This is a genomic window from Nocardioides hwasunensis (assembly GCF_014779665.1).
Taxonomy (GTDB): Bacteria; Actinomycetota; Actinomycetes; order Propionibacteriales; family Nocardioidaceae; genus Nocardioides; species Nocardioides hwasunensis.
In genome coordinates this window covers 700,685-723,967 of sequence record NZ_JACXYY010000001.1, presented here as the reverse complement: position 1 = coordinate 723,967, position 23,283 = coordinate 700,685, and the positions used below count along the sequence as shown (strand labels likewise).

Sequence of the window (23,283 nt, the reverse complement as noted above, 5' to 3'; positions counted from 1 at the left end):
CCGATCTTGTTGTGTGGCTGAGTGGTGCGACTGGTGGCGCGAGTGCCGCTGGAGACTGGTGCCGGTGGGCGTGCGGTGCCGGTCAGGGCTCGAGCGTGGCCACCGGGTGGACGTAGGCCGTGGCGCCCTTGATCTGAAGGATCTCGACCGTCTCCCCCGGTGCGATGCGCAGGTTCTCGTCGTAGGGCAACGCCGACCAGATCTCACCACCGGCCTTGACGCGACCGGGCGCGAGACCGGTGATCTCCTCGGTGACCATCGCACGGGTGCCGACGAGCTTGCCGTGGCCGAGCGAGAGCTCGGGTCCGGAGTGCAGACGCTTGGCGAACGTCGGACGGACGAAGACGAGCATGGCCACGGAGGTGCCGAGGGCTGCGAGCAGCGTGAGCTCGAGCGGGAGGCCGATGATGGCGGTGATCATCCCGATGACGGCGCCGGCCGCGAGCATGGCCAGGATCAGGTCCAGGCTGAACATCTCGGCGACGCCGAGCGCGATCGACACCGCCAGCCACGTCTCCCAGAGATGGTCACGGATCCAGTCCATGCCTCGACCCTATCCAGTCAGGGGTTGGGCGTGGACCGCGAGGGACGTCGGCGCGCGGCGAAGCGGTCGTCGGCACGACTCAGCAGCAGCGGCATGCCGAAGGTCTCCGACAGCGTCTCCGCGGTGACCACGTCGTCGACGGGTCCTGCGTCGACCACCCGGCCCTCCCGGAGCAGGAGGGCGTGGGTGAATCCCGGCGGGATCTCCTCGACGTGGTGCGACACCAGGACCGTGGCCGGCGAGTCATGATCGAGCGCCAGCTCCGAGAGCGTGGCGACGAGGTCCTCGCGGCCGCCGAGGTCGAGGCCCGCGGCCGGCTCGTCGAGCAGGAGGAGCTCGGGGTCGGTCATCAGGGCGCGGGCGATCTGGACCCGCTTGCGCTCACCCTCGCTGAGCGTGCCGAACGTGCGCTCCAGCAGGTGGCCGGCCCCGACCTCGGCCAGCAGGCCCGCAGCGCGGTCGTGGTCGAGGTCGGCGTACTCCTCGCGCCAGCGGCCGACGACGCCGTAGGACGCGGAGACGACGACGTCCTTGACCAGCTCGCTGCGGGGGATGCGGTCGGCGAGCACGGCGCTGGTGAGGCCGATGCGCGGACGCAGCTCGAAGACGTCGGTGGTGCCGAGCACGACGTCGAGGATCCCGGCGACGCCGGAGGTCGGGTGGATCTGCGCGGCGGCGACCTGGAGGAGCGTCGTCTTGCCGGCACCGTTGGGCCCGAGCACGACCCAGCGCTCGTCCTCCTCGACCATCCAGCTGACGTCGTCGAGCAGCAGTGTCCGACCACGGCGCACCGTGACCCCTGCGAGCTCGATGACGGCGACCATGCGCGTCACCCTATCCAGCAGCGACCACGCGCCCGTGCGTGACACGACGGTCGACGACCGGACGGTCGACGACCGGACGTCCCGAGTAGCCTCGCCTGCGATGTCGTCCTCCCCCGCCGGCCACGGTCTCGCCCTCCCGCACGCCGCGACGCTCGCCTGGTGGCTGACGGCGTGGCTGCGCGGGCACGAGCAGACCGACCACGTGCTGGACGCGCTCGCCGAGGACGTGCACCTCCTGGCGGGCGGTTCGGCGCTCGACCTGCTGGCGCGCGCACGAGCGACGGGGGCGCCGTACGCCGGTCTCGCGCTGCCGGTCGAGGGCGACCTCCTCGGCCTGGGTGGCCCGCGCCCGTTCAACGAGGCGGCGCTCGACGCGGGCCAGGCCGTGGTCGCCGGCGACGTCGGCCTGGTGCCCGAGGAGCAGGGCGAGACCGTGCAGTGGCACGCCCTCGAGGCCTCCCGCCGGCAGCTGCCCGACGTGGGCGAGGCCGACCGCGGCCTGCGCGAGACGCTCCTCGCCACGGCCGGCGACCTGGCCGACCTCGACGTGGCCCGGTGGCGACCCGAGGCCGCGGACGCCCTGATGAACCTCCACCACCGACCCCCGCTGGAGGCGCCGCTCGGCACTCCGCCACGGTGCGTCGACCTGGCTGCGCGGGGCCTCCAGGCCTGGGCGATCGTCGACCTCGCGCTCGTCGACGACGGCGGAGCCCTGTCGTCCTACGAGGTGGAGCAGCGGCGGGCGCTGCTGCAGCCGCTGGGTCGCGCCGCTCGCCGCGCGATCGTCGCGGCGTGCTCGCCCGAGGTGTGGCCGGACGCCTGATCGCGGCAGGACCGGGGCGGCCGCCGGCCCGGGCTCGGGCGGGCCGGCTCAGGAGGTGGTCCAGACGCCGAGCACGTTGCCGCTGGGGTCGCTGAACTCGAAACGACGACCGCCGGGGAACTCGTAGGGAGGGGCCGTGACCGAACCACCCGCCCCCTCGACGGCGGCCACGGTGGCGTCGAGGTCGTCGGAGAAGAGCAGGACGAGCGGGCCACCCGGGCCCGGGATGCCGGTGGCGTCGAGCCCGCCGACCTCGCCGTCACCCGTGGCGGCGCGGATGCCGGAGTAGGTCGGGCCGACCACCGACACGTCCGACCGGCCCGATGCGCGGACCCCGTCCACCCGACGGTCGGAGGCGGACTAGCCTTCCTCCCACGATGGAAGACGAGCCGAAGACCCTCCTGGTCACCCTCACGGGCAAGGACCGGCCCGGCGTCACCTCCGCGATCTTCGCGGCCCTGTCGGCTGCCGGCGTCGAGGTCCTCGACATCGAGCAGATCGTGCTGCGCCGGCGGCTGGTGCTCGGCATCCTGGTGACCGCTCCCCGCGACTGGAAGAAGCTGCGCGACGTCATCGAGCGGACCGCCTCGGGCCTCGACATGTCCGTCGAGGTCGACCGGGGCGCCGGAGACAACAGGAGCCGGCGCGGCGACCGCTCCCACATCACGATCATCGGCAACCCGCTGCGCGCCTCCGCGATGGCGGCCATCGCCGGCCGGATCGCCGACTCGGGCGCCAACATCGACAAGATCGAGCGGATGGCGCGCTACCCGGTGACCGCGATCGAGCTGCACGTCTCCGGGGCACCGGCCGACACGCTGCGACCGCTGCTGGCGGCGGAGGCGGTCCAGCAGGGCATCGACCTCGCCGTGCAGCGCGACTCGCTGCACCGGCGCGGGATCCGCCTGATCGTGATGGACGTGGACTCGACGCTCATCCAGGGCGAGGTCATCGAGATGATCGCCGCGCACGCCGGGCAGGAGGCCGAGGTCGCCCGGGTGACCGAGGCCGCCATGCGCGGCGAGCTCGACTTCGAGCAGTCCCTGCGCGAGCGGGTGGCCCTCCTCGAGGGCGTCCCTGCCTCCGCGCTCGACGAGGTCTACGCGTCGGTCGTGCTGGCCCCGGGTGCCCGCACGATGGTGCGTACGCTGCGCCGCCTCGGCTACCGGTTCGCGATCGTGTCCGGCGGCTTCAGCCAGATCACCGACCGGCTCGCGGTCGACCTCGGGATCCACTTCGCCCGAGCCAACGAGCTCGAGATCGTCGACGGTCACCTCACCGGACGCATCGTGGGCGAGGTGGTCGACCGGCCCGGCAAGGCCCGCGCGCTGCGCGAGTTCGCCGAGGAGGTCGGCGTGCCGCTCGACGCGGTGATCGCCATCGGTGACGGCGCCAACGACCTCGACATGATCAACGCCGCCGGGCTCGGCATCGCCTACAACGCCAAGCCGATGGTGCGCGACGCGGCGGACACGGCGGTGAACGTGCCCTACCTCGACGCCATCCTCTACCTGCTCGGGATCTCCCGTGAGCAGATCGAGGAGGCCGACGCCGAGTTCGGCATCGTGACGCCCGCGCCGCTCATCCCCTGACGCTGTGCCCGACAGCGCGCCGGCCGACGACCACGCAGCCGCCGATCTCCGGGTCCTCGACCACCTCGGTGCCGAGTCCCGCAGCGACCATCGCCGCCGTGGTCGCTGACGCCTGCTGCCTGCTCGTCTCCACGAGCAGCACGCCCCCGGGCGCCAGCCACTCGGGCGCGGACGCCGCCAGGCGGCGGTGCAGGTCGACGCCGTCGACGCCTCCGTCGAGCGCCGCACGCGGCTCGTGGTCGCGGGCCTCGGTAGGCATGCCGGCGACCCGGGCGGAGGGGACGTACGGCGCGTTGGCGGCCAGCACGTCGACGCGGCCTCGCAACCCCGCCGGGAGCGCGTCGTAGAGGTCGCCCTCGTGGACGGTGGCCGTGGGCGCGTTCTGCCGGGCGCACGACAGCGCCACCGGGCTGAGGTCGGCGACGTGCAGCTCGGTCGGTGCCGGCACGGATGCGGCCACGGGCGCGACGCCGCAGCACATCTCGACGACGACGGGCACCTCCCGGCCGGCGGCCCACGTGATCGTCGTACGCGCCAGCAGCTCCGTGCGCCGGCGCGGCACGAACACGCCGGGGGCGACGACCAGGCGTCGGCCGAGGAACTCCACCCAGCCGAGCACGGTCTCGAGCGGCTCGCCCGCCACGCGTCGGGCGACCAGCTGCTCGAGCTCGGCGGTCGAGCCGGCCTGCGCCTCGAGGAGGGCGGCCTCGTCCTCGGCCCACACGCACCCGGCCGCCCGCAGCCGGGCAACAGTCCCGGTGCTCACGCCTCCCCGACGTGGAACGCCTGGAGACGTCCCCCGCCCGGTGCGAGGTCGCGCCAGGCACCCTCGACCGCGAACACCGCGAGGGCACAGGTCGGGAAGCCGCGGGTGAGCATGCCGGTGGTGACGTCGGCCGGTCCCTCGCCGTCGTCGACGAGCTCCGCGAGATAGGCCATGGTCGGGTTGTGGCCGATGACGACCAAGGTCGTCGCCGATGCGTCGGTCTCGCGGATCAGGTCGAGCGCCGAGTCGGCCTCGGCCGCGTAGAGCGCCGCGGAGAAGTCGGCTGCACAGTCCCAGCCGGCACCCCCGGCGACCCCGTCCCAGGTCTCCCGGGTCCGCAGGGCGTCGGAGACCAGGGCGACGTCGGGCACCACGCCCTGCTCGCCCAGCCAGCGGCCGGCCTCATCCGCGGCGGCACGCCCTTGGGGGGCCAGCGGCCGCTCGTGGTCGGACGGGGCGGTGACGGCGGCCTTCGCGTGGCGCATGACCACCAGACGGCGTGGGCCGTCGACGGCTCGCTGCACGCCGTCGGTCGATGACTCCTGCATGGCTCCACCCTTCCAGCCGCGAGCATGTCTGCCAATCCTCGGCGACGCGCAGCAGGCCATGGGATTGGCAGACATGCCCTAGCCTGCCTGTCATGCCCAGGGGACCTCTCATGATCATCGGTGGCGCGGAGGACAAGCTGCGCAAGCCGACGATCCTCAAGCACTTCGTCGCTCTCAGCGGCGGCCGGGACGCACGCATCGCCGTCATCCCGACCGCCTCGTCCCTCGGGCGCGAGGTGGTCGACGTCTACGACGCGCTGTTCTCGAAGTTCGGCGCGGCCGCAGTGGACGCCGTACGCCCCGAGTCGCGCGAGCAGGCCCACGACCCGGCGCTGGTGAAGGCGCTCGAGGAGTCCACCGGCATCTTCATGACCGGCGGCAACCAGCTCAAGCTGTCGAGCATCGTGTGCGGTACGCCGGTGGGCGATGCGATCCTGCGCGCGCACGAGCGCGGGGCCGTGGTGGCCGGGACCTCCGCGGGTGCGAGCATCCAGTCGTCACACATGGTCGCGTTCGGCGTCGGCGGGGCCACCCCCAAGCAACGGATGACCCAGGTGGCGGCGGGCCTCGGCCTGGTGGACTCCACCGTCATCGACCAGCACTTCGACCAGCGCAACCGCTACGGCCGGCTGCTGATGATCGTGGCCCAGAGCCCGCAGCTGCTCGGCATCGGCGTGGACGAGGACACCTGCGGTCTCGTCGAGGACGTCGACGGCGACCTGGTCATGCGGGTGCTCGGCAAGGGTGCGGTGACGATCTTCGACGGGTCGCGCATGGTCTCCAACGCCTACGAGGCCAAGCGCTCGTCGCCGTTGCTGGCGAGCGGTGTCGTCTTCCACACGCTGCCCGAGGACACCGTGTTCAACCTGACCACCCGCTCGCTCGTCCCCCACGAGGCGGCCGTCGACCCCGAGGAGGCCGACGAGCTGGCCGAGGCGGGCCGCGACCTGCGCCAGCTGGCCAGGGACATCGCCGCGGCGGACGCCACCCCGGCCGCCATCGCCCGCCGGCTCCGCAAGCGGCGACCCACGACGCCACCCGACAACGCCCCGACCGCCCCGATCGAAGGACCGAGCTCATGAGCGAGCGACCCACGCCTGACCTGGAGATCGTCGAGACCCGCGTCTACCGCGGCGCCAACGTCTGGTCCTACGACAAGTCGATCCACCTGGTGGTCGACCTCGGGTCGCTCGAGCAGTTCCCCAGCAACACCATCCCCGGCTTCACCGACGACCTGGTCGCCATGCTGCCCGGGCTGCGCGAGCACTCCTGCTCACGCGGGCGCCGCGGCGGCTTCCTCGAGCGGCTCCACGAGGGCACCTGGCTCGGGCACGTCGCCGAGCACGTCGCGCTCGCGCTCCAGCAGCTCGTCGGTCACGACATCCGGCGCGGCAAGACCCGCCAGGTCAAGGGCCGGCCCGGCCGCTACAACATCATCTACGGCTACATCGACGAGAACGTCGGCCTCAGCGCCGGACGGCTCGCCGTCCGGCTGGTCAACCACCTCGTCGAGGGCGATCCCGACTTCGAGTGGGAGGCCGAGCGCGACGACTTCATCCGGCGTGCCGAGCGCACCGCCTTCGGGCCCTCGACCCAGGCGATCGTCGACGAGGCGGTCTCGCGTGACATCCCGTGGCTGCGACTCAACCAGCACTCGCTCGTGCAGCTCGGGCAGGGCGTCCACGCCAAGCGGATCCGCGCCACGATGACCTCCGAGACGTCCTCCATCGCGGTCGACATCGCCTCCGACAAGGACCTCACCACCAAGCTCCTCGGCGCCGCAGGCCTGCCGGTCCCGAAGCAGGAGTCGGTCCGCAGCGAGGACGGTGCCGTCGCGGCCGCCCGCCGGATCGGCTATCCCGTCGTGCTCAAGCCGCTGGACGGCAACCACGGCCGCGGGGTGTGCCTCGACCTGCAGGACGAGGACGACGTACGCGCCGCGTTCCCGATCGCCGAGGGACAGTCGCGGCGCGGCAACGTCATCGTCGAGTCGTTCGTGACCGGCAAGGACTACCGCTGCCTGATCATCGACGGCCGCATGGTCGCGATCGCCGAGCGGGTGCCCGCATCGGTCACCGGTGACGGCACCTCGAACGTCGAGCAGCTCGTCGACCTGACCAACGCCGACCCGAGGCGCGGTGTCGGCCACGAGAAGGTGCTCACCCGCATCAAGGTCGACGAGGCCGCGCTCGAGGTGCTCGCCGACCAGGGTCACAGCCTCCAGTCCGTGCCGAAGGAGGGCGAGATGGTCAAGCTCGCGCTCACGGGCAACATGTCGACCGGCGGCATCTCGATCGACCGCACCTTCGAGGCACACCCGGAGAACGTCGAGATCGCCGAGGAGGCCGCCCGGATGGTCGGGCTCGACATCGCCGGCATCGACTTCATCTGCCCCGACATCACCGAGCCGGTCCGCGAGACCGGCGGCGCGATCTGCGAGGTCAACGCCGCACCGGGGTTCCGGATGCACACGCACCCGACGATCGGCGAGCCCCAGTTCATCGCCAAGCCGGTCGTCGACATGCTGTTCCCCTCCGGCTCGCCCTCGCGGATCCCGATCGTCGCGGTGACCGGCACCAACGGCAAGACGACGACCAGCCGGATGATCAGCCACATCTTCAAGGGCATGGGGCGCAAGGTCGGGATGACCTCGACCGACGGGGTCGTGATCGACGAGCGCCTGGTGATCCGAGCCGACGCCTCGGGGCCGCGCTCCGCACGGATGGTGCTGCAGAACCCGCGCGTCGACTTCGCGGTCTTCGAGGTCGCCCGCGGCGGGATCCTGCGCGAGGGTCTGGGCTACGAGCGCAACGACGTCGCGGTCGTGCTCAACGTCCAGCCCGACCACCTCGGCCTGCGGGGCATCGACACCGTCGAGCAGCTCGCCGACGTGAAGGCCGTGATCGTCGAGGCGGTGCCGCGCGACGGCCACGCGGTGCTCAACGCCGACGACCCGCTCGTGCGGGAGATGCGGCGCAAGTGCTCGGGGCAGGTCGTGTGGTTCTCGATGGAGGAGCCCGGCAGCGAGGTGCGCGACATGATCGACGCCCACTGCCGCCGCGGCGGCAAGGCGATCGTGCTCGACCCGACCGAGCGCGGCGAGATGATGGTCGTCCAGCACGGCCGCCGCGAGATGCAGCTGGCGTGGACGCACCTGCTGCCCGCGACCTTCAAGGGCCGGGCACGGATGAACGTCCAGAACTCGCTCGCCGCGGCTGCCGCGGCCTTCGCCGCGGGCGCCCCCCTCCACGACATCCGTCAGGGCCTGCGCACCTTCTCGACGAACTACTACCTCTCCCCCGGCCGCCTCAACGAGGTCGAGGTCAACGGCGTCAACGTGATCGTGGACTACTGCCACAACGCGCCGGGCATGAAGATGCTCGGCGACTTCGTGGACCGGGTGGGCGACTCGCTCGAGTCGTCGCACGACCTGGCCCGTCCCTCCCGCATCGGCATCATCGCCACCGCGGGCGACCGCCGCGACGAGGACATGCGCGAGCTCGGGCAGATCGCCGCCCAGCACTTCGACGTCCTGGTCGTCCGCGAGGACGTGGCGCTCCGCGGCCGCGAGCGCGGCGCGACGGCCGACCTGGTGCTGGAGGGCGTGCGGGCCGCGATGGCCGACGGAGCACGGTGCAAGCAGGTCGAGCTGGTGCTCGACGAGATCCAGGCCGTGCGCCACGCGATGAGCCGCGCCAACCGAGGCGACCTCGTCGTCGTCTGCGTCGACAAGCACGCCGAGGTGATGACCGAGCTGGAGAACTGGTCGGACGAGGCCCAGGCCGGCTCCGGCGCCAACCCCGACGCCCCCGCGGCCGACCCCGACTACACCCCGCCCTCCACCGAGGACAGGGAGGGCTGAGTGCGGCTCCTCGACCTCACGGGTCTGCCGCACCGCCCGATCGACGCGCACGGCAGCCGCGGCTTCTCGGTGGGCGCGTTCGGGATCAGCGCCGACGCCCACCTGGTCGCCGTGAGACTCGAGCCGGGTGGCGTCATCGGCCGTCATCCCGCTGTCGGGCGACAGATCCTCGTGGTGCTGTCGGGCGAGGCCGAGGTCAGCGGGGCGGAGCTCACGGTGAGCCGCATCGGCCCTGGTCAGGGCGCCGTCTGGGAGCCCGGCGAGGTCCACGAGACGCGCTCGCCCGGTGGCCTGACGGCCATGATCGTGGAGGGTGACCTCGACATCGGCGCACCCGGGGAGCAGGTGGACCCCGGCGACGTGTGACCCGTGTGCTCAGGCGCCGGCCCCGGCGTCCGCCGCCGCGTCGACCGCGACGGGTCCCCCCTGGTCGCGCCGCGCGCCCAGCAGGGCGACCCCGGCCGCGCCGACGAGGGAGACCAGGGAGGTCACCAGCACCGCTCGGTGCCAGCCGTCGACGAGGCCCGCTGCGGTGACCGCACCGGTGGGTGCCGCGACGACCGAGACGACCGTGACACCCAGCGCCGAGCCGAGGTAGCGAGCGGTGTTGTTGGCGCCGCTGCCGAGACCTGCCTGGCCGGGAGGCACGCTCGCGACGCTCTCGCGACCCATCGCGGCGTTCAGCACACCGGTCGCGACGCCCGCGAGGAGCAGTCCGGGCACGAACCGCGCCGGTCCGCTGCCCGTGCCCACCCCGAGCACCAGCAGCTGGCCGACGGCGACCACGGCGAGCGCGACGGCCATCTGCGCCCGGCCGCTCCAGGCCGCGGGCAGCCGTCGGGCCAGGACCGCCGCCACCACGCTCGGCAGCGACCAGGCCAGCATCAGCCACGCCGCCGTCGTCGCGGAGATGCCGAGGGCCGCACCCACGAACCCCGAGACGTACGACATCAGGGCGATGATGCCGGCGCCGGTGGCCAGGCCGGCGACGGTCACCGCGCGGAAGGCCGGGCGGCGCAGCAGTCCGAGGTCGAGCATGGGGTGGGTCGAGCGGGCCTCGACCGCGACGAAGACGGCGAGCATGGCCACGCCGGCGGACAGCAGCACGACGGTGACGGGCCGTCCCCACCCGGCGCGGCCCTCGGTCAGTCCGGCCAGGAGGGCGGCGGTGCCGAGCGCCATCAGGAGCACACCCGCCACGTCGAGCCTGGCTCGGTGCTGCGAGCGGGACTCCGGGCACCGGCGGGCGGCCACCGCGAGGACGAGGCCGACGGCACCGAGGACGACGTAGACGTCCCGCCAGGAGTGGAGCGAGCTGAGGTAGTTGCCGAGCAGCGGACCGATCGCGATCCCGGCACCGACGCTGGCGCCCCAGACCCCCGTGGCGCGGCCGCGGGCCGCGGGGGCGGGGTGCGCGGCCGCGATCATCCCGAGCCCGGCGGCGATGACAGCGGCCCCACCGGCGCCCGCGGCGATGCGTGAGGCGACGAAGGCCGGCACTCCGCCGGCCGCCGCTCCGGCCAGGGATGCCAGGCCCAGGACCAGGGATCCGATCACGAACACGCGCCGCCGCCCGTAGTCGTCGGCCAGCCGACCGGCCGTCAGCAGGACGGCACCGAGACCGATGCTCATCGAGCTCAGCACCCACGTGCCGCCGCGATGTCCCGCGCCCAACCCCGTGACGGTCTCGTTGAAGTTGGCCAACGGCGCCGTGAAGGCGACCAGCACGGCGACGGTGCCGAGCGAGGCGGTCGCGAGCGTGCGGGTGGGCGACATGAGCCATCCTCTTGGTTCGATGAACAGACCAAAAGACGATAGCATCGACCTGTGGCACTCGGCACCGACTATCCGCGGCAGGACTGCGGCATCGCCCGCTCGCTCGAGCTGGTGGGTGAGCGCTGGACCCTGCTGATCCTGCGCGACTGCTTCCTCGGCGTGCGCCGTTTCTCCGACTTCCAGGTCCACCTCGACGTCTCCCGCGCCGTCCTGGCGGCGCGCCTCGACGCGCTCGTGGGCGCCGGTCTGCTGGTGCGCGTGGGCGCGGGACACGCGACCTACGAGCTCACCGCCGAGGCGCTCGACCTCTGGCCCGTTCTCCACGGCCTGGCGCAGTGGGGCGACCGCCGGACCAGCCCGGACGGTCCCCGCCGGACGTTCCACCACCTCGTCGCCGGGGTCGCCTGCGGGACCATCGGGGCCGATGGTCGATGCCGGTCCTGCGACACGTCTCCACGACCCGGAGACATCGAGACCCGGCCCGGCCCGGGAGCAGACCCGACGCTGCGCGACGACCCGGTGTCCCGCGCCCTCCGCGTGCCGCACCGGCTGCTCGAGCCGCTCGTCACCCGCTGACGCGGGCGGTGCTCACGGCGTCGCGGCGGCCCGCACCTTCGCCGAGAGCACCTCAGGCGTGTCGGCCGTGCCACCGTGCGCGGCGATCCAGTCGTAGGCCTGCTGCCGCTCGGCATGGCACATCAGCCCGACCACGTCCCCGGCACGGGCCCGCTCGACCAGGGCGGCCAGGCAGCCGACCTCGGTGTCGTAGGTGTCGATCTCGGTGACCCCGACCCGCCCGGCCCCCGCCCGGAGGAGCCCGTCGATCTCGTCCATCGTGCGGCCGCGGAGATAGCGCGCCTTGTGCCCGATCGCGACCACGTCGCTGCCCTTCGCGCCGATCTCGCCGAGCGCGTCGATCAGCTCGTCGGTGCGGTCGCCGACAGCGCCGAGGCCGAGGAGCAGGCGCGCGCCGGGTCGACGTACGCCACCCATGATCTCGAGCAGGGCCTCGAGCCCTGCCTCGTTGTGGGCGAGGTCCATGACGACGGACACCTCGCCCGGCAGGGAGAAGAAGTTCATCCGGCCCGGGTTGTGCTCCGCGTCGGGTCGGAACGACCTCAGCCCGGCGATCACGTCGGCCCGGTCGAGGTCGATCGCGAGGGCCGCCGAGGCGGCGGCGAGCGCGTTCTCGATGTTGAAGCGCGAGAGGCCGGCCAGGGTCATGGGGACGTCGACGAGCTCGACCAGCGGGTCGGGGTCGGCGCCGGGCGCCAGGACCGTGATCCAGCCGTCGATGACGGTCGTGGCACGACCGCCGTCGCCTAGCACCTCGCGCACCGCGGGTGAGTCGGGGTCGCGGCTGAAGACCCACGGCTGGGCCGAGATGACGCCGCGCATCGCGAGCACCCGCGGGTCGTCGCCGTTGAGCACCGCCCAGCCGTCCTTGCGGGTGATCCTCGCGACGACGGACTTGACCTCCGCGAGCTGGTCGACGGTGTCGATGCCCTGGAGGCCGAGGTGGTCGGCGGTCACGTTGGTGACCACGGAGACGTCGTTGCGGGTGATGCCGATGCCCTTGAGCAGGATGCCGCCGCGGGCGGTCTCGGTGACGGCGAGCTGGACACCGTCGAGGCCGAGCGCCCGGGCCGCGCCGGAGGGGCCGGAGTAGTCACCCTCCTCGACCAGCACGCCGTCGCGATAGATGCCGTCGGTGTTGGACCAGCCCACGACGAGACCGCTGGTGCGACCGATGTGGGCGATCATCCGGCTGGTGGTGGTCTTGCCGTTGGTGCCGGTCACCGCGACCACCGGGATCCTCGGGGTGATGGTGGTGGGCCGCTCGCCCCTCTCGGCGGCGGCGACCTGCCGGGCCGCCTCGCTCACGGCGCCCTCCACGTCGGGTGCGGGCAGCGCGTCGAGCGCGTGGGCCACCGCGGCGCCCAGGGCCTGCGCCCGGGTGCGGTTGCGCCACGGGAAGGCGACCACGACGACGTCGGGGTCCGAGGTGGGACGCACGCGCACCGCCAGCCGCCGGGTGCCGGCCTCCCCCGCGATGGCGCGGACGAGGCGCTCCACCGCGCGCAGCGCGAACCGCTGCCGGAAGCCCGAGCCCGACGCCCCCGGACGGGTGGTGCGCAACCCGATGCGGCGCGCGAGGCGCAGCACGGCCTCGTCGTCGGCCTCGGTGATCGACGAGACGTCGAGGGTCAGCTTCACCGCGGCGCGCGGGAAGTAGAGGTTCGGTCCTTCGAGGACGCGCAGCTCGACGAGTGAGGTCACCCGGGGAAACTACCGAAGAGCGGCTCGAGCGCTACAGCCCCATGGCGTGGAAGCCGCCGTCGACGTGCACGATCTCGCCCGTGGTGGCCGGGAAGAAGTCGCTCAGCAGCGCGCAGACCGCCTGCGCGGTGGGCGTCTGGTCGGTCTCGTCCCAGCCGAGCGGGGCGCGGTCCTTCCACGACGACTCGAGGTCCTCGAAGCCGGGGATCGCCTTCGCCGCGAGCGTCTTGAGCGGGCCGGCCGAGACCAGGTTGCAGCGGATCCCCTCGGGGCCCAGGTCGCGGGCGAGGTAGCGCGAGGTGTTCTCCAGCGCCGCCTTCGCCACGCCCATCCAGTCGTACGCCGGCCACGCGGTGGTGGCGTCGAACGTCAGGCCGACGATGGAGCCACCGCTGCCCATGAGCGGCCGGGTGGCCACGGCGAGGGACTTGAGGGAGTACGCCGAGACCTGCACGGCCTGCGCCACGTCGTCCCACGGGCCCTCGAGGAACTTGCCGCCGAGCAGCGTCTCGGGGTTGCCGTAGGCGATCGAGTGGACCACGCCGTCGAGGCCGTCGACGTGCTCGCGCACCTGGTCGGCGAGGCCGGCGAGGTGGTCCTCGTCGGTGACGTCGAGCTCGAGCACGGGCGCCTCCTGCGGCAGCCGCTTGGCGATGCGCCGGGTGATGCCGAGCGCGCGGCCGAAGTTGGAGATGAGCACGGTCGCGCCCTGCTCCTGGGCGACCTTCGCGGTCGCGAAGCCGATCGAGCTGTCCATCGTCACGCCGGCGACGAGGATGCGCTTGCCGTCGAGGAGTCCCATGTGTCTGTGTCCCTTCGCGTGGCCCGGGGGCCGTCAGGTGGGTGGGTGTCGGTGGGTCGGCGTCAGTGGCCCATGCCGAGGCCGCCGTCGACCGGGATCACGGCTCCGGTGACGTAGGCGGCGCCGTTGGAGGCGAGCCAGGTGACGGCCGAGGCGACCTCGGCCGGCGAGGCGTAGCGGCCGAGCGGCACCTGCTGCTTGATCGTGGCCTTCTGGTCGTCGGTGAGCACGTCGGTCATGTCGGTCTCCACGAAGCCGGGCGACACGACGTTGGTGGTGATCGAGCGGCTGCCGAGCTCTCGGGCGAGCGAGCGGGCCAGACCGACGAGGCCGGACTTGGACGCGGCGTAGTTGACCTGCCCGGCCGAGCCGAGCAGCCCGACGACCGAGGAGATCAGGATGATCCGGCCCCGGCGCAGGCGCAGCATCCCCTTGGCGGCACGCTTGGCGAGGCGGAAGGTGCCGGTGAGGTTGGTGTCGATCACCGACGACCAGTCGTCCTCGCTCATCCGCAGCAGCAGGGTGTCCTTGGTGATGCCCGCGTTGGCGACCAGCACCTCGACCGGACCGTGGGCCTCCTCGACCTGCGCGAAGGCCGCCTCGACCTGCGCCGGGTCGGTGATGTCGCAGCGCACGTCGAGCGCTCCCTCGGGGGCGCCGCCGTTGCGGGTGGTGACCGCGACCTTGTCGCCCTGGGCGAGGAACGCCTCGGCGATGGCGCGGCCGATGCCGCGGTTGCCTCCGGTCACCAGGACCGAACGGGGCTCGTGCACTGCGTTCTCGATCTCGCTCACGCTCCCTGACGCTAGTGATTACCGGTTGGTACGAGGAAACCCGGATCCGGTGGTCACTCGTCCTCGAGACGGAAGCCGACCTTCATCCCGACCTGGAAGTGCTCGACCTGCCCGTCCTTGGCGTGACCCCGGATCTGGGTCACCTCGAACCAGTCGATGTGGCGCAGCGTCTTGCCCGCCCGCTCGATGCCGTTGCGGACGGCCTGGTCGATCCCGTCGGGCGAGGTGCCGACGATCTCGGTCACGCGGTAGGTGCGGTCGGTCATGGAATGCCTCCTGGTCGTGGTTCGGCGAGCCTAGCGACGTACAGTGGAGGACATGGCCAAGCCTGACGCCGTTCGCATCACCACGGCGCGCAGCAGCGCCGCCGAGGACATGCGCTCCCGACAGCGTCGTTACGCGTGGTCGATGAGCATCCGCCTCGTCTGCTTCATCGCCGCGGTGTTCGTCCCGGGGCCGATGCGCTGGGTCCTCGTGGTCGCAGCGGTGTTCCTGCCGCTCTTCGCCGTGGTCGTCGCCAACGCCAACGACCAGCGTGACGACGGCTTCACGCTGCCTCCGGGTGCAGGCGCTCACGAGCTCACCTCGGGCTCCGACGACGAGTGACGAGACGGCGACACGGCTCCCCGAGAAGTTTGGCTTTGCCCCCGCTCGCGTGCCATGATCCAGACGCGAGCGCAGCATCCCCCGTCTGCGATTCGCATCTCGAGGTGCCGGACAGCTCCCCCCGTGGCTGTCCGGCACCTCTTTTCGTCCCGCTCCAGAACGCCACCCGGAAGGTCCCCGCATGCTGCCGATGGACGAGCCCGGGCGCGACATCTGCTCTGCCAAGGGGTGCCAGGCCGATGCCGCGTGGGACCTGCAGTGGAACAACCCGAAGATCCACACCCCCGAGCGCCGCAAGTCCTGGCTCGCGTGCGACGAGCACCGCCAGTCGCTCTCGGACTTCCTCGGCGCCCGCGGGTTCTTGAAGGACGTCGTGCCGCACACGCCCGCCTGACGTCGTACGCCGCCAAGAGTGGCGGGAAACGACATCGGAGCGGACGTCAGCGATGCCGTACGCCGCCACGGTGGCGGCAGATCGCAGGCTGAGACCCCGCGGCATGCCACGTGCCGCCAGCCTCGCCCCGACGGACCGCCAGACCGCCGAACCGCCAGGGTGGCGGGAAACGACACCCGAACCGGCGTCAGCGATGCCGTACGCCGCCAGGGTGGCGGGTCAGCCGCCGATGGCCGACATCGGGCGGTCGGGCTGGAGGAAGGTCACGTCGTCGATCCCGTGACCGGCGGCCTTGCCGCGCATGGCGACGACCCAGCGCTCGGCGATGACGGCGTCGCTGGCGCCGGTGCGCAGCGCCGCACGGAGGTCGGACTCCTCACGGGCGAAGAGGCAGTTGCGGACCTGGCCGTCGGCGGTGAGCCGGACGCGGTCGCAGTCACCGCAGAACGGACGGGTGATCGAGGCGATGACGCCGACGGTCGCGGGTCCGCCGTCGACGTCGAAGAGCTCGGCCGGTGCGCTCCCCCGGGGCTCGTCGTGCGGGGTCAGCGTGAACTCGGCGTCGAGCATGGCGAAGATCTCGTCGGCGGTGACCATCGCCGCACGGCTCCAGTCGTGCTGGGCGTCGAGGGGCATCTGCTCGATGAACCGCAGGTCGTAGCCGTGCTCGATGCTCCACCGGAGCAGCTCGGCGGCCTGGTCGTCATTGGTGCCGCGCAGGAGGACCGCGTTGAGCTTGATCGGACCGAGGCCGGCAGCCTTGGCCGCCTCGAGCCCGGCGACGACGTCGTGGAGCCGGTCGCGTCGGGTGATCGCGGCGAAGGTCTCGGGGCGGACGGTGTCGATGCTGGCGTTGATCCGGTCGAGGCCAGCGTCGGCCAGCGCCTGCGCCGTGCGCTCGAGGCCGAGGGCGTTCGTCGTCAGCGAGGTCTCCACGCCGAGGGCGTGGGTGCGCGCGACGATGTCGACCAGTCCGCGGCGCAGCAGGGGCTCGCCGCCGGTGAACCGCACCTCGCGGATCCCGAGCTGCTCGACGCCGATCGTGATCAACCGGACGACCTCGTCGTCGCTCAGCGTCTGCTCGGTCGGGAGCCAGTCGAGACCCTCCGCCGGCATGCAGTAGCTGCAGCGCAGGTTGCACCGGTCGGTGAGGGACACGCGCAGATCGGTGGCCACGCGGCCGAAGCGGTCTGCCAGAGGTGTCGTCACCACAGAAGTCTAGCGAGGCACCCCTCATGGGGTCAGGGCGCGCCGGATAACCTCACCGGGTGCACAAGCTGCGGTTCCTCGTCTCGCGCCGCTGGATCGCCTTCGCGCTCGTCGTCGTCTTCCTCGCCTGGGTGGCCTGGCGGCTCGGCGAGTGGCAGTTCCACCGCCTCGAGGACCGCAAGGAGCTCAACTCGATCATCGAGCGCAACGAGGAGGCCGGCCCCTCGCCGGTCGAGGACGTCCTGGCCCCCGGCCGGCCGGTCGCGCGCGACGACGAGTGGCGCATCGTCGAGGCGACCGGCACCTACGCCGTCGACGACACCGTGATCGTGCGCTACCGCACGCGTGACGGCGAGGCCGGAGTGGACGTCGTCGTGCCGCTCGAGCTGCCCGACGGCACGAGCCTGCTGGTCGACCGCGGCTGGTACGCCACCGACAACCGCGGCGCGACCACCGCCGACGTGCCCGCGCCACCGTCGGGCCAGGTCACGATCACCGGCTGGGCACGCAGCGACGCCGAGGGCGACAGCACGCAGGTGAGCGCGCAGTCGACCCGCGCGGTCAACAGCGAGCGGATCGGTGAGGCGCTGGACCGCGAGGTGCTCGGCGGCTGGGCCGACCTGCGCACCGAGTCGCCCGAGCCCGCCGAGGCCCTGCTCCCGGTCGAGCTGCCCGAGCTCAACAACGGTCCGCACTTCTTCTACGGCCTGCAGTGGTGGTTCTTCGGCGCGCTCGCGATCTTCGGCTTCTTCTTCCTCATCTACGACGAGTGGCGCGGGGGCCGTGGGCCGTGGGGCAACAAGGACGAGCCGGCTCCCGGGGCACGCGAGCGCGCGGCGGCCGTGCCGGCGCCGCCCGCCGAGCGCCCCACCGTCGCCCAGGCGTCCCCGAAGGCCGCGAAGCCCCGGCGCAAGACCTGGCGCGAGCGCCTCGACTCCGGCGCCGACGACGAGGCGGACGACCTGGCCCGGGCGCGAGCCGCCTCAGAGCGCGCGGAGCAGACCCCCGTCGACCGGGAGCATCACACCCGTCAGGAATGACGCGGCCGGCGACATGAGGAACGCGGCCGCGGCCCCGAACTCCTCCGGCCTGCCGTAGCGACCCAGCGGAATCGTCGCCTCCGCCGCCCGGCGCGCCCCCTCGGCGTCCCCGGTGGACGCGTCGAGCTCGGCGACCCGCTCGGTCTCGATGCGCCCGGGCATCAGGCCGTTGACCCGTACGCCGCGGGGGCCGAGCTCGTCGGCGAGGGTCTTGGCCACCATCGCCAAGCCCGGGCGCAGGCCGTTGGAGATCGCCATCTCCGGCAGCGGAGCCCGCACGCTGGAGGAGAGCACGAGGCCCAAAGCGCCGCCGGCGGACAGTGACGAGCTGACCTTCGTCGCCAGGCGTACGGCTCCCAGGAAGACCGACTCGAAGGCGGCGGTCCACTGGTCGTCGGTGACGGCGGAGACGGCTCCCTTGGGCGGGCCGCCGACGCTGATCAGGGCGCCGTCGAGCCGTCCCCAGACGTCGTCCGCGGCAGCCATCAGCCGGCCGGGCGCGTCGGGGTGGGAGTTGTCGACCGCCACCGCCACCGCCGCCTCGCGGTCGGCGGCGCGGTTGAGGGCAGCGACGGCGTCGAGGAGCGAGTCCTGCGACCGCCCGGACAGCACCACCCGAGCGCCTTCGGCGACCAGCGCGTCGGCGCTGGCCCGTCCGAGACCCCGCGCTCCCCCGGTGACGATGAAGACCCGGTCGGTCAGCTGGAGATCCATGCCGTGAGGCTATCCGGGCACGACGAAGTCGAGACCCGCGACCTCAGGACACCGTCGCCTCGCGGAACTGCGTCGCGTGGAGGGTGGCGTAGAGCCCGCCGGCGGCGAGCAGGTCCTCGTGGGTGCCGTGCTGGACGACCCGACCGTCGTCGAGGACGAGGATCAGGTCGGCGTTGCGGACCGTGGACAGCCGGTGGGCGATGACCAGCGACGTACGACCCTCGAGTGCGGCGTCGAGGGCCCCCTGCACGGCGGCCTCGGACTCGCTGTCGAGGTGGGCGGTGGCCTCGTCGAGCACGACGATCGAGGGCGCCTTGAGCAGGAGCCGGGCGATGGCCAGCCGCTGGCGCTCGCCCCCGCTGAGCCGGTATCCCCGATCGCCGACGACCGTGTCGAGCCCGTCGCGCAGCACGCGCACCAGGTGGGCGATCTGCGCAGCCTCGAGTGCCGCCCAGATCTCGTCGTCGGTGGCGTCGGGTCGGGCGTAGAGCAGGTTCGCCCGGATCGTGTCGTGGAACATGTGCGCGTCCTGGGTGACGTAGCCGACGGCGTCCTCCAGCGACTGCAGCGTCACGTCGCGCACGTCGTGACCGCCGACGCGCACGGTACCCGACCCGACGTCGTAGAGCCGGGCCACGAGGTGGGTCACGGTCGTCTTGCCGGCCCCCGAGGGTCCGACGAGCGCCACCATCTGGCCGGGCTCGGCGGTGAAGGAGACGTCGTGCAGCACCTCCGCGCTGTCGCCCGCGGCCTCGGTGCGCGCGACGCTCTCGAGCGAGGCGAGGGAGATCTGGTCGGTGCGCGGGTAGGTGAAGGCCACGTGGTCGAACTCGAGCTTCGAGACGGTGCGCGGCAGCTCGACGGCGTCGGGCTTCTCCTGGATGAGCGACGGCAGGTCGAGCACCTCGAAGACGCGGTCGAAGCTCACGAGCGCGGTCATCACGTCGATGCGGACGTTGGAGAGCCCCTGCAGCGGGCCGAGGAGCCGGGTCAGGAGCACGCCGAGCGCGACGATCGTGCCGACCGACAGGTCGCCGCGGATGGCGAGCCACCCGCCGATGCCGTAGACGAGCGCGGTCGCGAGCTGCGGAACGAGCGTCATCGCGGCGAAGAAGATCCGGGTGAGCAGCGAGATCCGGATCCCGAGGTCACGCACGACGGCGGCCTTCTCGGCGTAGCGGACGTCCTCGACGTCGCGCCGGCCGAAGAGCTTGAGCAGCATCGCGCCGCCGACGTTGAAGCGCTCGGTCATCGCGTTGCCGAGGTCGGCGTTGCCCTCCATCTGCTCGCGGGAGAGCGCGGCCAGCTTGTGCGAGACCAGGCGCGAGGCGAGCAGCAGGATCGGGAACAGGGCCAGGCACACCAGCGTCACCGGCCAGCTCAGGAAGAGCATCGTCACACCGACCACGATCGCCGCGATGATGTTGGAGACCGTCCCCTGCAGCGTGGAGGTGAACGCCCGTTGCGCGCCGATGACGTCGTTGTTGAGGCGACTGACGAGCGCACCGGTCTGCGTGCGGGTGAAGAACGCGAGCGACTGCCGCTGGACGTGGGCGAAGACCTGGGTGCGGAGGTCGTAGATGAGGCCCTCGCCGATGCGGCTGGAGAGCCATCCGGTGACCAGCCCGAACCCGGCGTCGACGACGGCCACCAGCGCGACCAGCAGCGCCAGCCACACGACGAGCGACAGGTCTCCGCCGCTGACCGCGTCGTCGATGATCGCCTTGAGCAGCAGAGGGGGTACGACGACGAGGCCGGCGTCGACGACCGTGATGGCGAGGAAGCCGGCGATCAGCCTCCGGTGTGGCCGCGCGAACCCCAGCACCCGCCGCACGGTCCGGCGCTCGATCTTGTTGTCGACGACGCTGCGGTCGCTGCGGAGGAACCGCCACGGCGGTCCGCCTGCTCCCAGGCCCATCGACATGCATGCTCCTTCGTCCGCTCACTCGTGGAACCGGCGGACGACCACCATTGTTCCGCGCGCCACCCACAGCCGCCGGGCGGGGGTGGTCCAGTGGCGAACGGCGATCCTCCGGGGGTAGTCCAGTGGCACGTGGTCGTCATCCGGGTCCCCGGACGACCATCTGCCACTGGACTACCCCGCCGGGGGCCGCGTGCGGGGTCCGGCCGGACTCAGGCGGACCATGGGCCGCTTGACCGACGGCATGCTGTCGGTCAAGCGGCCCGAGGTCCGCTCGAGCGGCGCATGGGCGGAAGGTCAGGCCAGGGCTGCGGCGACCGCGCGGAAGCGACGCACCTGCGCCTCGCGCTCGAGACGACGCTGCTCGTCGAGGTCGCGGTCGGCCGCTCCCCGGAGCAGCGCCTTGGTCTCCTCGACGACCCCTGGCATGGGCGTCAGCAGCGCGGTGACGAGGTCGGCGACGCTCGCGTCGAGCTGGTCTCCCGGCACGGCAGCCGTCGCGAGGCCGATGCGCACGGCCTCCTCGGCGGTCACGACGCGCGCGGTCGCGCAGATCTCGAGCGCACGGGCGTAGCCGACGTGCTCGACGAGCGGCTTGGTGCCGGTGAGGTCGGGCACGAGTCCGAGCGCCGACTCCTTCATGGAGAGCTTCGCGTCGTCGGCGACGACGCGCAGGTCGCACGACAGGGCGAGCTGGAAGCCCGCGCCGATGGCGTGGCCGCGCACCTTCGCGATCGAGACGAACCGTGGGTCGCGCAGCCAGGTGAAGCCCTGCTGGAACGCCTCGATGCGCGCCGAGGCCTCCTCGTCGCTGAGCGCCAGGAGCCCGAGGACGCTCTGCTCACCGGGCGTCGCGGGGTCGAGCATCGCGCGGTCGAGCCCGGCCGAGAAGCTCTGCCCCTCCCCCGTCACCACGACGACCCGGACGTCATCGGCCAGGCTGCGCCCGATCTCACCGAGTGCCAGCCACATCGCCGGTGTCTGGGCGTTGCGTACGTCGGGTCGGTCGAGCGTCACCGTCGCGACCGGGCCGTCGACGTCGAGGCGGAGTCCGACCGCGGCGAGCTCTTCGGGAGTCATGACGGCAGGCTACTACCGGCGGGTAACACGCGGGTCAGGCGAGCGAGACCAGGTCGGCGTACTCGTCGTTCCAGAGGTCCTCGTCGCCGTCGGGAAGCAGGAGCACGCGGTCCGGCGAGAGCGCGCGCACCGCCCCCTCGTCGTGGGTGACGAGGATGATCGCGCCGGTGTAGCTGCGGATGGCGTGCAGCACCTCCTCGCGCGACGCCGGGTCGAGGTTGTTGGTGGGCTCGTCGAGCAGCAGCACGTTGGCGCTGGAGACGACGAGGATCGCGAGGGCCAGGCGGGTCTTCTCGCCGCCCGACAGGACGCCGGCGGGCTTGTGGGCGTCGTCGCCGGAGAAGAGGAACGAGCCCAGCACCGAGCGGGCCTGGGTGTCGGTGAGCTCAGGGGCCGCGCTGTGCATGTTCTCCAGCACGGTGCGGTGGACGTCGAGCGTCTCGTGCTCCTGGGCGTAGTAGCCCATCTTGAGCCCGTAGCCCGGCACGACCTCGCCGGTGTCGGGCTGGTCGACCCCGGCCAGGATCCGGAGCATGGTGGTCTTGCCGGCACCGTTGAGGCCGAGGATCACCACCCGGCTGCCCCGGTCGATGGCGAGGTCGACGGCGGTGAAGACCTCGAGCGAGCCGTACGACTTGGACAGCTCGCTGCCCATGAGCGGCGTCTTGCCGCACGGCGCGGGCTCGGGGAACGCGATGCGCGCCACCTTGTCGGCCGCCCGCTCGGACTCGATGCCCGACATCATCTTCTCGGCCCGCTTGAGCATCGACTGCGCTGCCTGGGCCTTGGTCGCCTTGGCGCGCATCTTGTTGGCCTGGTCGGTGAGCACCTTGGCCTTGTTCTCGGCGTTCGAGCGCTCGCGCTTGCGGCGCTTCTCGTCGTCCTCGCGCTGGGTGAGGTAGTTGTGCCAGCCCATGTTGTAGACGTCGATGACGGCGCGGTTGGCGTCGAGGTGGAAGACCTTGTTGACGGTGGCCTCGAGCAGCGCGTTGTCGTGGCTGATCACCACGAAGCCGCCGCGGTGCGCCTTGAGGAAGTCGCGCAGCCACACGATCGAGTCGGCGTCGAGGTGGTTGGTCGGCTCGTCGAGGAGCATGATCTCGGCGCCCGAGAAGAGGATGCGGGCGAGCTCGACGCGGCGCCGCTGACCACCGGACAGGGTGCCGATCGGCTGAGCGAGGATGCGCTCCTCGATGCCGAGTGCGGCCGCCATCTGCGCGGCCTCGGACTCGGCGGCGTACCCACCACCGGCGTGCAGCTCGGCGTCGGCGCGGGTCCACCGCTTCATCCCGCGCTCGTGGACCTTCGGGTCCTCGCTGGCCATGTCGACCTCGGCCTCGCGCAGGCGGCGTACGACGTCGTCGAGACCGCGCGCGGACAGGATCCGGTCGCGGGCGATGACCTCGGGGTCGCCGACCCGGGGATCCTGCGGCAGGTAGCCGATGTCGCCGCCGCGCAGCACCTGGCCGGCGGCGGGCTCGCCCTCTCCGGCGAGGATGCGGGTGAGCGTCGTCTTGCCGGCACCGTTGCGCCCCACGAGGCCCACCTTGTCGCCTGCGGCGATGCGGAAGGTGACGTCCTCCATGAGGAGCCGCGCGCCGGCTCGGACCTCGAGCTTCTGGGCGGTGATCATCTCGGGCGTCATCCTACGAAGGGGTGGGCGCAGGAGCCCCATCGGCGCACGCGCGCGCTAACCTGCGCTGAGGTC

At 72.4% G+C, this 23,283-nt stretch carries 24 protein-coding genes; 9 read left to right on the top strand and 15 right to left on the bottom strand.

Annotation, left to right across the window (positions count from 1 at the left end):
- Nucleotides 1–82: 82 nt before the first annotated feature.
- Both IEZ25_RS03615 and IEZ25_RS03610 read right to left on the bottom strand, forming a co-directional pair.
- Nucleotides 83–544 (bottom strand): NfeD family protein, encoded by a 462-nt coding sequence (locus tag IEZ25_RS03615; protein ID WP_191197994.1) that lies wholly within the window; start codon nucleotides 542–544, stop codon nucleotides 83–85.
- A gap of 17 nt (nucleotides 545–561) precedes the next feature.
- Nucleotides 562–1,368 (bottom strand): ABC transporter ATP-binding protein, encoded by an 807-nt coding sequence (locus tag IEZ25_RS03610; RefSeq protein WP_191197993.1) that lies wholly within the window; start codon nucleotides 1,366–1,368, stop codon nucleotides 562–564.
- Between the two features lie 100 nt (nucleotides 1,369–1,468).
- On the opposite strand from IEZ25_RS03610, the gene IEZ25_RS03605 reads away from it, so the two are divergent.
- Nucleotides 1,469–2,191 carry a hypothetical protein gene (locus tag IEZ25_RS03605; protein ID WP_191197992.1) on the top strand — a complete coding sequence of 241 codons (723 nt, stop codon included), beginning with the start codon at nucleotides 1,469–1,471 and terminating at the stop codon, nucleotides 2,189–2,191.
- Nucleotides 2,192–2,239: 48 nt separating this feature from the next.
- On the opposite strand, the gene IEZ25_RS03600 is transcribed toward IEZ25_RS03605, so the two are convergent.
- On the bottom strand, nucleotides 2,240–2,494 hold the full coding sequence (locus tag IEZ25_RS03600) for a VOC family protein (protein WP_191197991.1): 255 nt from the start codon (nucleotides 2,492–2,494) through the stop codon (nucleotides 2,240–2,242).
- Nucleotides 2,495–2,568: 74 nt separating this feature from the next.
- On the opposite strand from IEZ25_RS03600, the gene serB reads away from it, so the two are divergent.
- Nucleotides 2,569–3,783: a phosphoserine phosphatase SerB gene (serB, locus tag IEZ25_RS03595; RefSeq protein ID WP_191197990.1), complete on the top strand. Its 1,215-nt coding sequence runs from the start codon at nucleotides 2,569–2,571 to the stop codon at nucleotides 3,781–3,783.
- Here the strand turns inward: serB and IEZ25_RS03590 are convergent.
- A complete protein-coding gene (locus IEZ25_RS03590) occupies nucleotides 3,773–4,549 on the bottom strand; it encodes a putative protein N(5)-glutamine methyltransferase (protein WP_191197989.1) in 777 nt (258 codons plus the stop codon). The two genes, serB and IEZ25_RS03590, sit on opposite strands and share 11 nt — an antisense overlap.
- The gene (locus IEZ25_RS03585; RefSeq protein ID WP_191197988.1) at nucleotides 4,546–5,097 is read right to left on the bottom strand and encodes a SixA phosphatase family protein; all 552 of its coding nucleotides are present in this window, start codon (nucleotides 5,095–5,097) and stop codon (nucleotides 4,546–4,548) included. The genes IEZ25_RS03590 and IEZ25_RS03585 overlap by 4 nt, the downstream gene beginning before the upstream one ends.
- Nucleotides 5,098–5,189: 92 nt before the next feature.
- Here IEZ25_RS03585 and IEZ25_RS03580 point away from each other — a divergent pair, with 92 nt between their 5' ends.
- The 3 genes from IEZ25_RS03580 to IEZ25_RS03570 are packed head-to-tail and all read left to right on the top strand — an operon-like array spanning nucleotide 5,190 to nucleotide 9,325.
- The gene (locus IEZ25_RS03580) at nucleotides 5,190–6,179 is read left to right on the top strand and encodes a cyanophycinase (protein WP_191197987.1); all 990 of its coding nucleotides are present in this window, start codon (nucleotides 5,190–5,192) and stop codon (nucleotides 6,177–6,179) included.
- Complete coding sequence (cphA, locus tag IEZ25_RS03575) at nucleotides 6,176–8,959, top strand: cyanophycin synthetase (protein ID WP_191197986.1); 2,784 nt, start codon at nucleotides 6,176–6,178, stop codon at nucleotides 8,957–8,959. Before IEZ25_RS03580 ends, cphA begins: the two co-directional genes overlap by 4 nt.
- Nucleotides 8,960–9,325: a cupin domain-containing protein gene (locus IEZ25_RS03570; protein WP_191197985.1), complete on the top strand. Its 366-nt coding sequence runs from the start codon at nucleotides 8,960–8,962 to the stop codon at nucleotides 9,323–9,325. It abuts the gene before it with no gap.
- Between the two features lie 9 nt (nucleotides 9,326–9,334).
- Here the strand turns inward: IEZ25_RS03570 and IEZ25_RS03565 are convergent, their stop codons facing one another.
- On the bottom strand, nucleotides 9,335–10,735 hold the full coding sequence (locus IEZ25_RS03565; protein ID WP_224748281.1) for an MFS transporter: 1,401 nt from the start codon (nucleotides 10,733–10,735) through the stop codon (nucleotides 9,335–9,337).
- Between the two features lie 51 nt (nucleotides 10,736–10,786).
- Between IEZ25_RS03565 and IEZ25_RS03560 the strand changes: the two genes are divergently transcribed.
- Nucleotides 10,787–11,311 carry a winged helix-turn-helix transcriptional regulator gene (locus IEZ25_RS03560; protein ID WP_191197983.1) on the top strand — a complete coding sequence of 175 codons (525 nt, stop codon included), beginning with the start codon at nucleotides 10,787–10,789 and terminating at the stop codon, nucleotides 11,309–11,311.
- Nucleotides 11,312–11,323: 12 nt separating this feature from the next.
- Here IEZ25_RS03560 and IEZ25_RS03555 read toward each other — a convergent pair whose 3' ends face one another.
- The 4 genes from IEZ25_RS03555 to IEZ25_RS03540 form a co-directional block, all read right to left on the bottom strand.
- Nucleotides 11,324–13,015 carry a Mur ligase family protein gene (locus IEZ25_RS03555; RefSeq protein WP_191197982.1) on the bottom strand — a complete coding sequence of 564 codons (1,692 nt, stop codon included), beginning with the start codon at nucleotides 13,013–13,015 and terminating at the stop codon, nucleotides 11,324–11,326.
- Nucleotides 13,016–13,046: 31 nt separating this feature from the next.
- Nucleotides 13,047–13,817, bottom strand: coding sequence for an enoyl-ACP reductase FabI (gene fabI, locus IEZ25_RS03550; RefSeq protein ID WP_191197981.1), 771 nt, complete (start codon nucleotides 13,815–13,817; stop codon nucleotides 13,047–13,049).
- 62 nt (nucleotides 13,818–13,879) lie between these two features.
- Nucleotides 13,880–14,611 (bottom strand): beta-ketoacyl-ACP reductase, encoded by a 732-nt coding sequence (locus IEZ25_RS03545; protein ID WP_191197980.1) that lies wholly within the window; start codon nucleotides 14,609–14,611, stop codon nucleotides 13,880–13,882.
- Between the two features lie 53 nt (nucleotides 14,612–14,664).
- Complete coding sequence (locus IEZ25_RS03540; RefSeq protein WP_191197979.1) at nucleotides 14,665–14,877, bottom strand: dodecin; 213 nt, start codon at nucleotides 14,875–14,877, stop codon at nucleotides 14,665–14,667.
- A 52-nt stretch (nucleotides 14,878–14,929) separates the two neighbouring features.
- On the opposite strand from IEZ25_RS03540, the gene IEZ25_RS03535 reads away from it, so the two are divergent.
- Both IEZ25_RS03535 and IEZ25_RS03530 read left to right on the top strand, forming a co-directional pair.
- Nucleotides 14,930–15,217 carry a DUF3099 domain-containing protein gene (locus IEZ25_RS03535; RefSeq protein WP_191197978.1) on the top strand — a complete coding sequence of 96 codons (288 nt, stop codon included), beginning with the start codon at nucleotides 14,930–14,932 and terminating at the stop codon, nucleotides 15,215–15,217.
- A 181-nt stretch (nucleotides 15,218–15,398) separates the two neighbouring features.
- A complete protein-coding gene (locus IEZ25_RS03530; RefSeq protein WP_191197977.1) occupies nucleotides 15,399–15,611 on the top strand; it encodes an acetone carboxylase in 213 nt (70 codons plus the stop codon).
- Between the two features lie 219 nt (nucleotides 15,612–15,830).
- Here the strand turns inward: IEZ25_RS03530 and moaA are convergent, their stop codons facing one another.
- Nucleotides 15,831–16,820 (bottom strand): GTP 3',8-cyclase MoaA, encoded by a 990-nt coding sequence (gene moaA, locus IEZ25_RS03525; RefSeq protein WP_191197976.1) that lies wholly within the window; start codon nucleotides 16,818–16,820, stop codon nucleotides 15,831–15,833.
- A 59-nt stretch (nucleotides 16,821–16,879) separates the two neighbouring features.
- Here moaA and IEZ25_RS03520 point away from each other — a divergent pair, with 59 nt between their 5' ends.
- Nucleotides 16,880–17,860 (top strand): SURF1 family cytochrome oxidase biogenesis protein, encoded by a 981-nt coding sequence (locus tag IEZ25_RS03520; protein WP_318152016.1) that lies wholly within the window; start codon nucleotides 16,880–16,882, stop codon nucleotides 17,858–17,860.
- Here IEZ25_RS03520 and IEZ25_RS03515 read toward each other — a convergent pair.
- The 4 genes from IEZ25_RS03515 to IEZ25_RS03500 all read right to left on the bottom strand — a co-directional run bounded on the left by IEZ25_RS03515 (nucleotide 17,804) and on the right by IEZ25_RS03500 (nucleotide 23,208).
- Nucleotides 17,804–18,574, bottom strand: a complete 771-nt coding sequence (locus IEZ25_RS03515) for an SDR family oxidoreductase (RefSeq protein WP_191197975.1) — start codon at nucleotides 18,572–18,574, stop codon at nucleotides 17,804–17,806. The two genes, IEZ25_RS03520 and IEZ25_RS03515, sit on opposite strands and share 57 nt — an antisense overlap.
- Nucleotides 18,575–18,617: 43 nt before the next feature.
- On the bottom strand, nucleotides 18,618–20,498 hold the full coding sequence (locus tag IEZ25_RS03510; protein ID WP_191197974.1) for an ABC transporter ATP-binding protein: 1,881 nt from the start codon (nucleotides 20,496–20,498) through the stop codon (nucleotides 18,618–18,620).
- A 294-nt stretch (nucleotides 20,499–20,792) separates the two neighbouring features.
- Entirely contained in the window at nucleotides 20,793–21,575 is a 783-nt protein-coding gene (locus IEZ25_RS03505) for an enoyl-CoA hydratase/isomerase family protein (protein ID WP_191197973.1), read from the bottom strand.
- Nucleotides 21,576–21,609: 34 nt separating this feature from the next.
- Entirely contained in the window at nucleotides 21,610–23,208 is a 1,599-nt protein-coding gene (locus tag IEZ25_RS03500) for an ABC-F family ATP-binding cassette domain-containing protein (RefSeq protein WP_191197972.1), read from the bottom strand.
- Nucleotides 23,209–23,283 lie beyond the last annotated feature (75 nt).

Bases quoted from the DNA above. Each gene is read 5' to 3' on its own strand.
- IEZ25_RS03615 (WP_191197994.1), bottom strand. From the start codon at position 544: ATGGACTGGATCCGTGACCATCTCTGGGAGACGTGGCTGGCGGTGTCG.
- IEZ25_RS03610 (WP_191197993.1), bottom strand. From the start codon at position 1,368: ATGGTCGCCGTCATCGAGCTCGCAGGGGTCACGGTGCGCCGTGGTCGG.
- IEZ25_RS03605 (WP_191197992.1), top strand. From the start codon at position 1,469: ATGTCGTCCTCCCCCGCCGGCCACGGTCTCGCCCTCCCGCACGCCGCG.
- serB (WP_191197990.1), top strand. From the start codon at position 2,569: ATGGAAGACGAGCCGAAGACCCTCCTGGTCACCCTCACGGGCAAGGAC.
- IEZ25_RS03585 (WP_191197988.1), bottom strand. From the start codon at position 5,097: ATGCAGGAGTCATCGACCGACGGCGTGCAGCGAGCCGTCGACGGCCCA.
- IEZ25_RS03580 (WP_191197987.1), top strand. From the start codon at position 5,190: ATGCCCAGGGGACCTCTCATGATCATCGGTGGCGCGGAGGACAAGCTG.
- cphA (WP_191197986.1), top strand. From the start codon at position 6,176: ATGAGCGAGCGACCCACGCCTGACCTGGAGATCGTCGAGACCCGCGTC.
- IEZ25_RS03565 (WP_224748281.1), bottom strand. From the start codon at position 10,735: ATGTCGCCCACCCGCACGCTCGCGACCGCCTCGCTCGGCACCGTCGCC.
- fabI (WP_191197981.1), bottom strand. From the start codon at position 13,817: ATGGGACTCCTCGACGGCAAGCGCATCCTCGTCGCCGGCGTGACGATG.
- IEZ25_RS03540 (WP_191197979.1), bottom strand. From the start codon at position 14,877: ATGACCGACCGCACCTACCGCGTGACCGAGATCGTCGGCACCTCGCCC.
- IEZ25_RS03535 (WP_191197978.1), top strand. From the start codon at position 14,930: ATGGCCAAGCCTGACGCCGTTCGCATCACCACGGCGCGCAGCAGCGCC.
- IEZ25_RS03530 (WP_191197977.1), top strand. From the start codon at position 15,399: ATGCTGCCGATGGACGAGCCCGGGCGCGACATCTGCTCTGCCAAGGGG.
- IEZ25_RS03515 (WP_191197975.1), bottom strand. From the start codon at position 18,574: ATGGATCTCCAGCTGACCGACCGGGTCTTCATCGTCACCGGGGGAGCG.
- IEZ25_RS03510 (WP_191197974.1), bottom strand. From the start codon at position 20,498: ATGTCGATGGGCCTGGGAGCAGGCGGACCGCCGTGGCGGTTCCTCCGC.
- IEZ25_RS03505 (WP_191197973.1), bottom strand. From the start codon at position 21,575: ATGACTCCCGAAGAGCTCGCCGCGGTCGGACTCCGCCTCGACGTCGAC.
- IEZ25_RS03500 (WP_191197972.1), bottom strand. From the start codon at position 23,208: ATGATCACCGCCCAGAAGCTCGAGGTCCGAGCCGGCGCGCGGCTCCTC.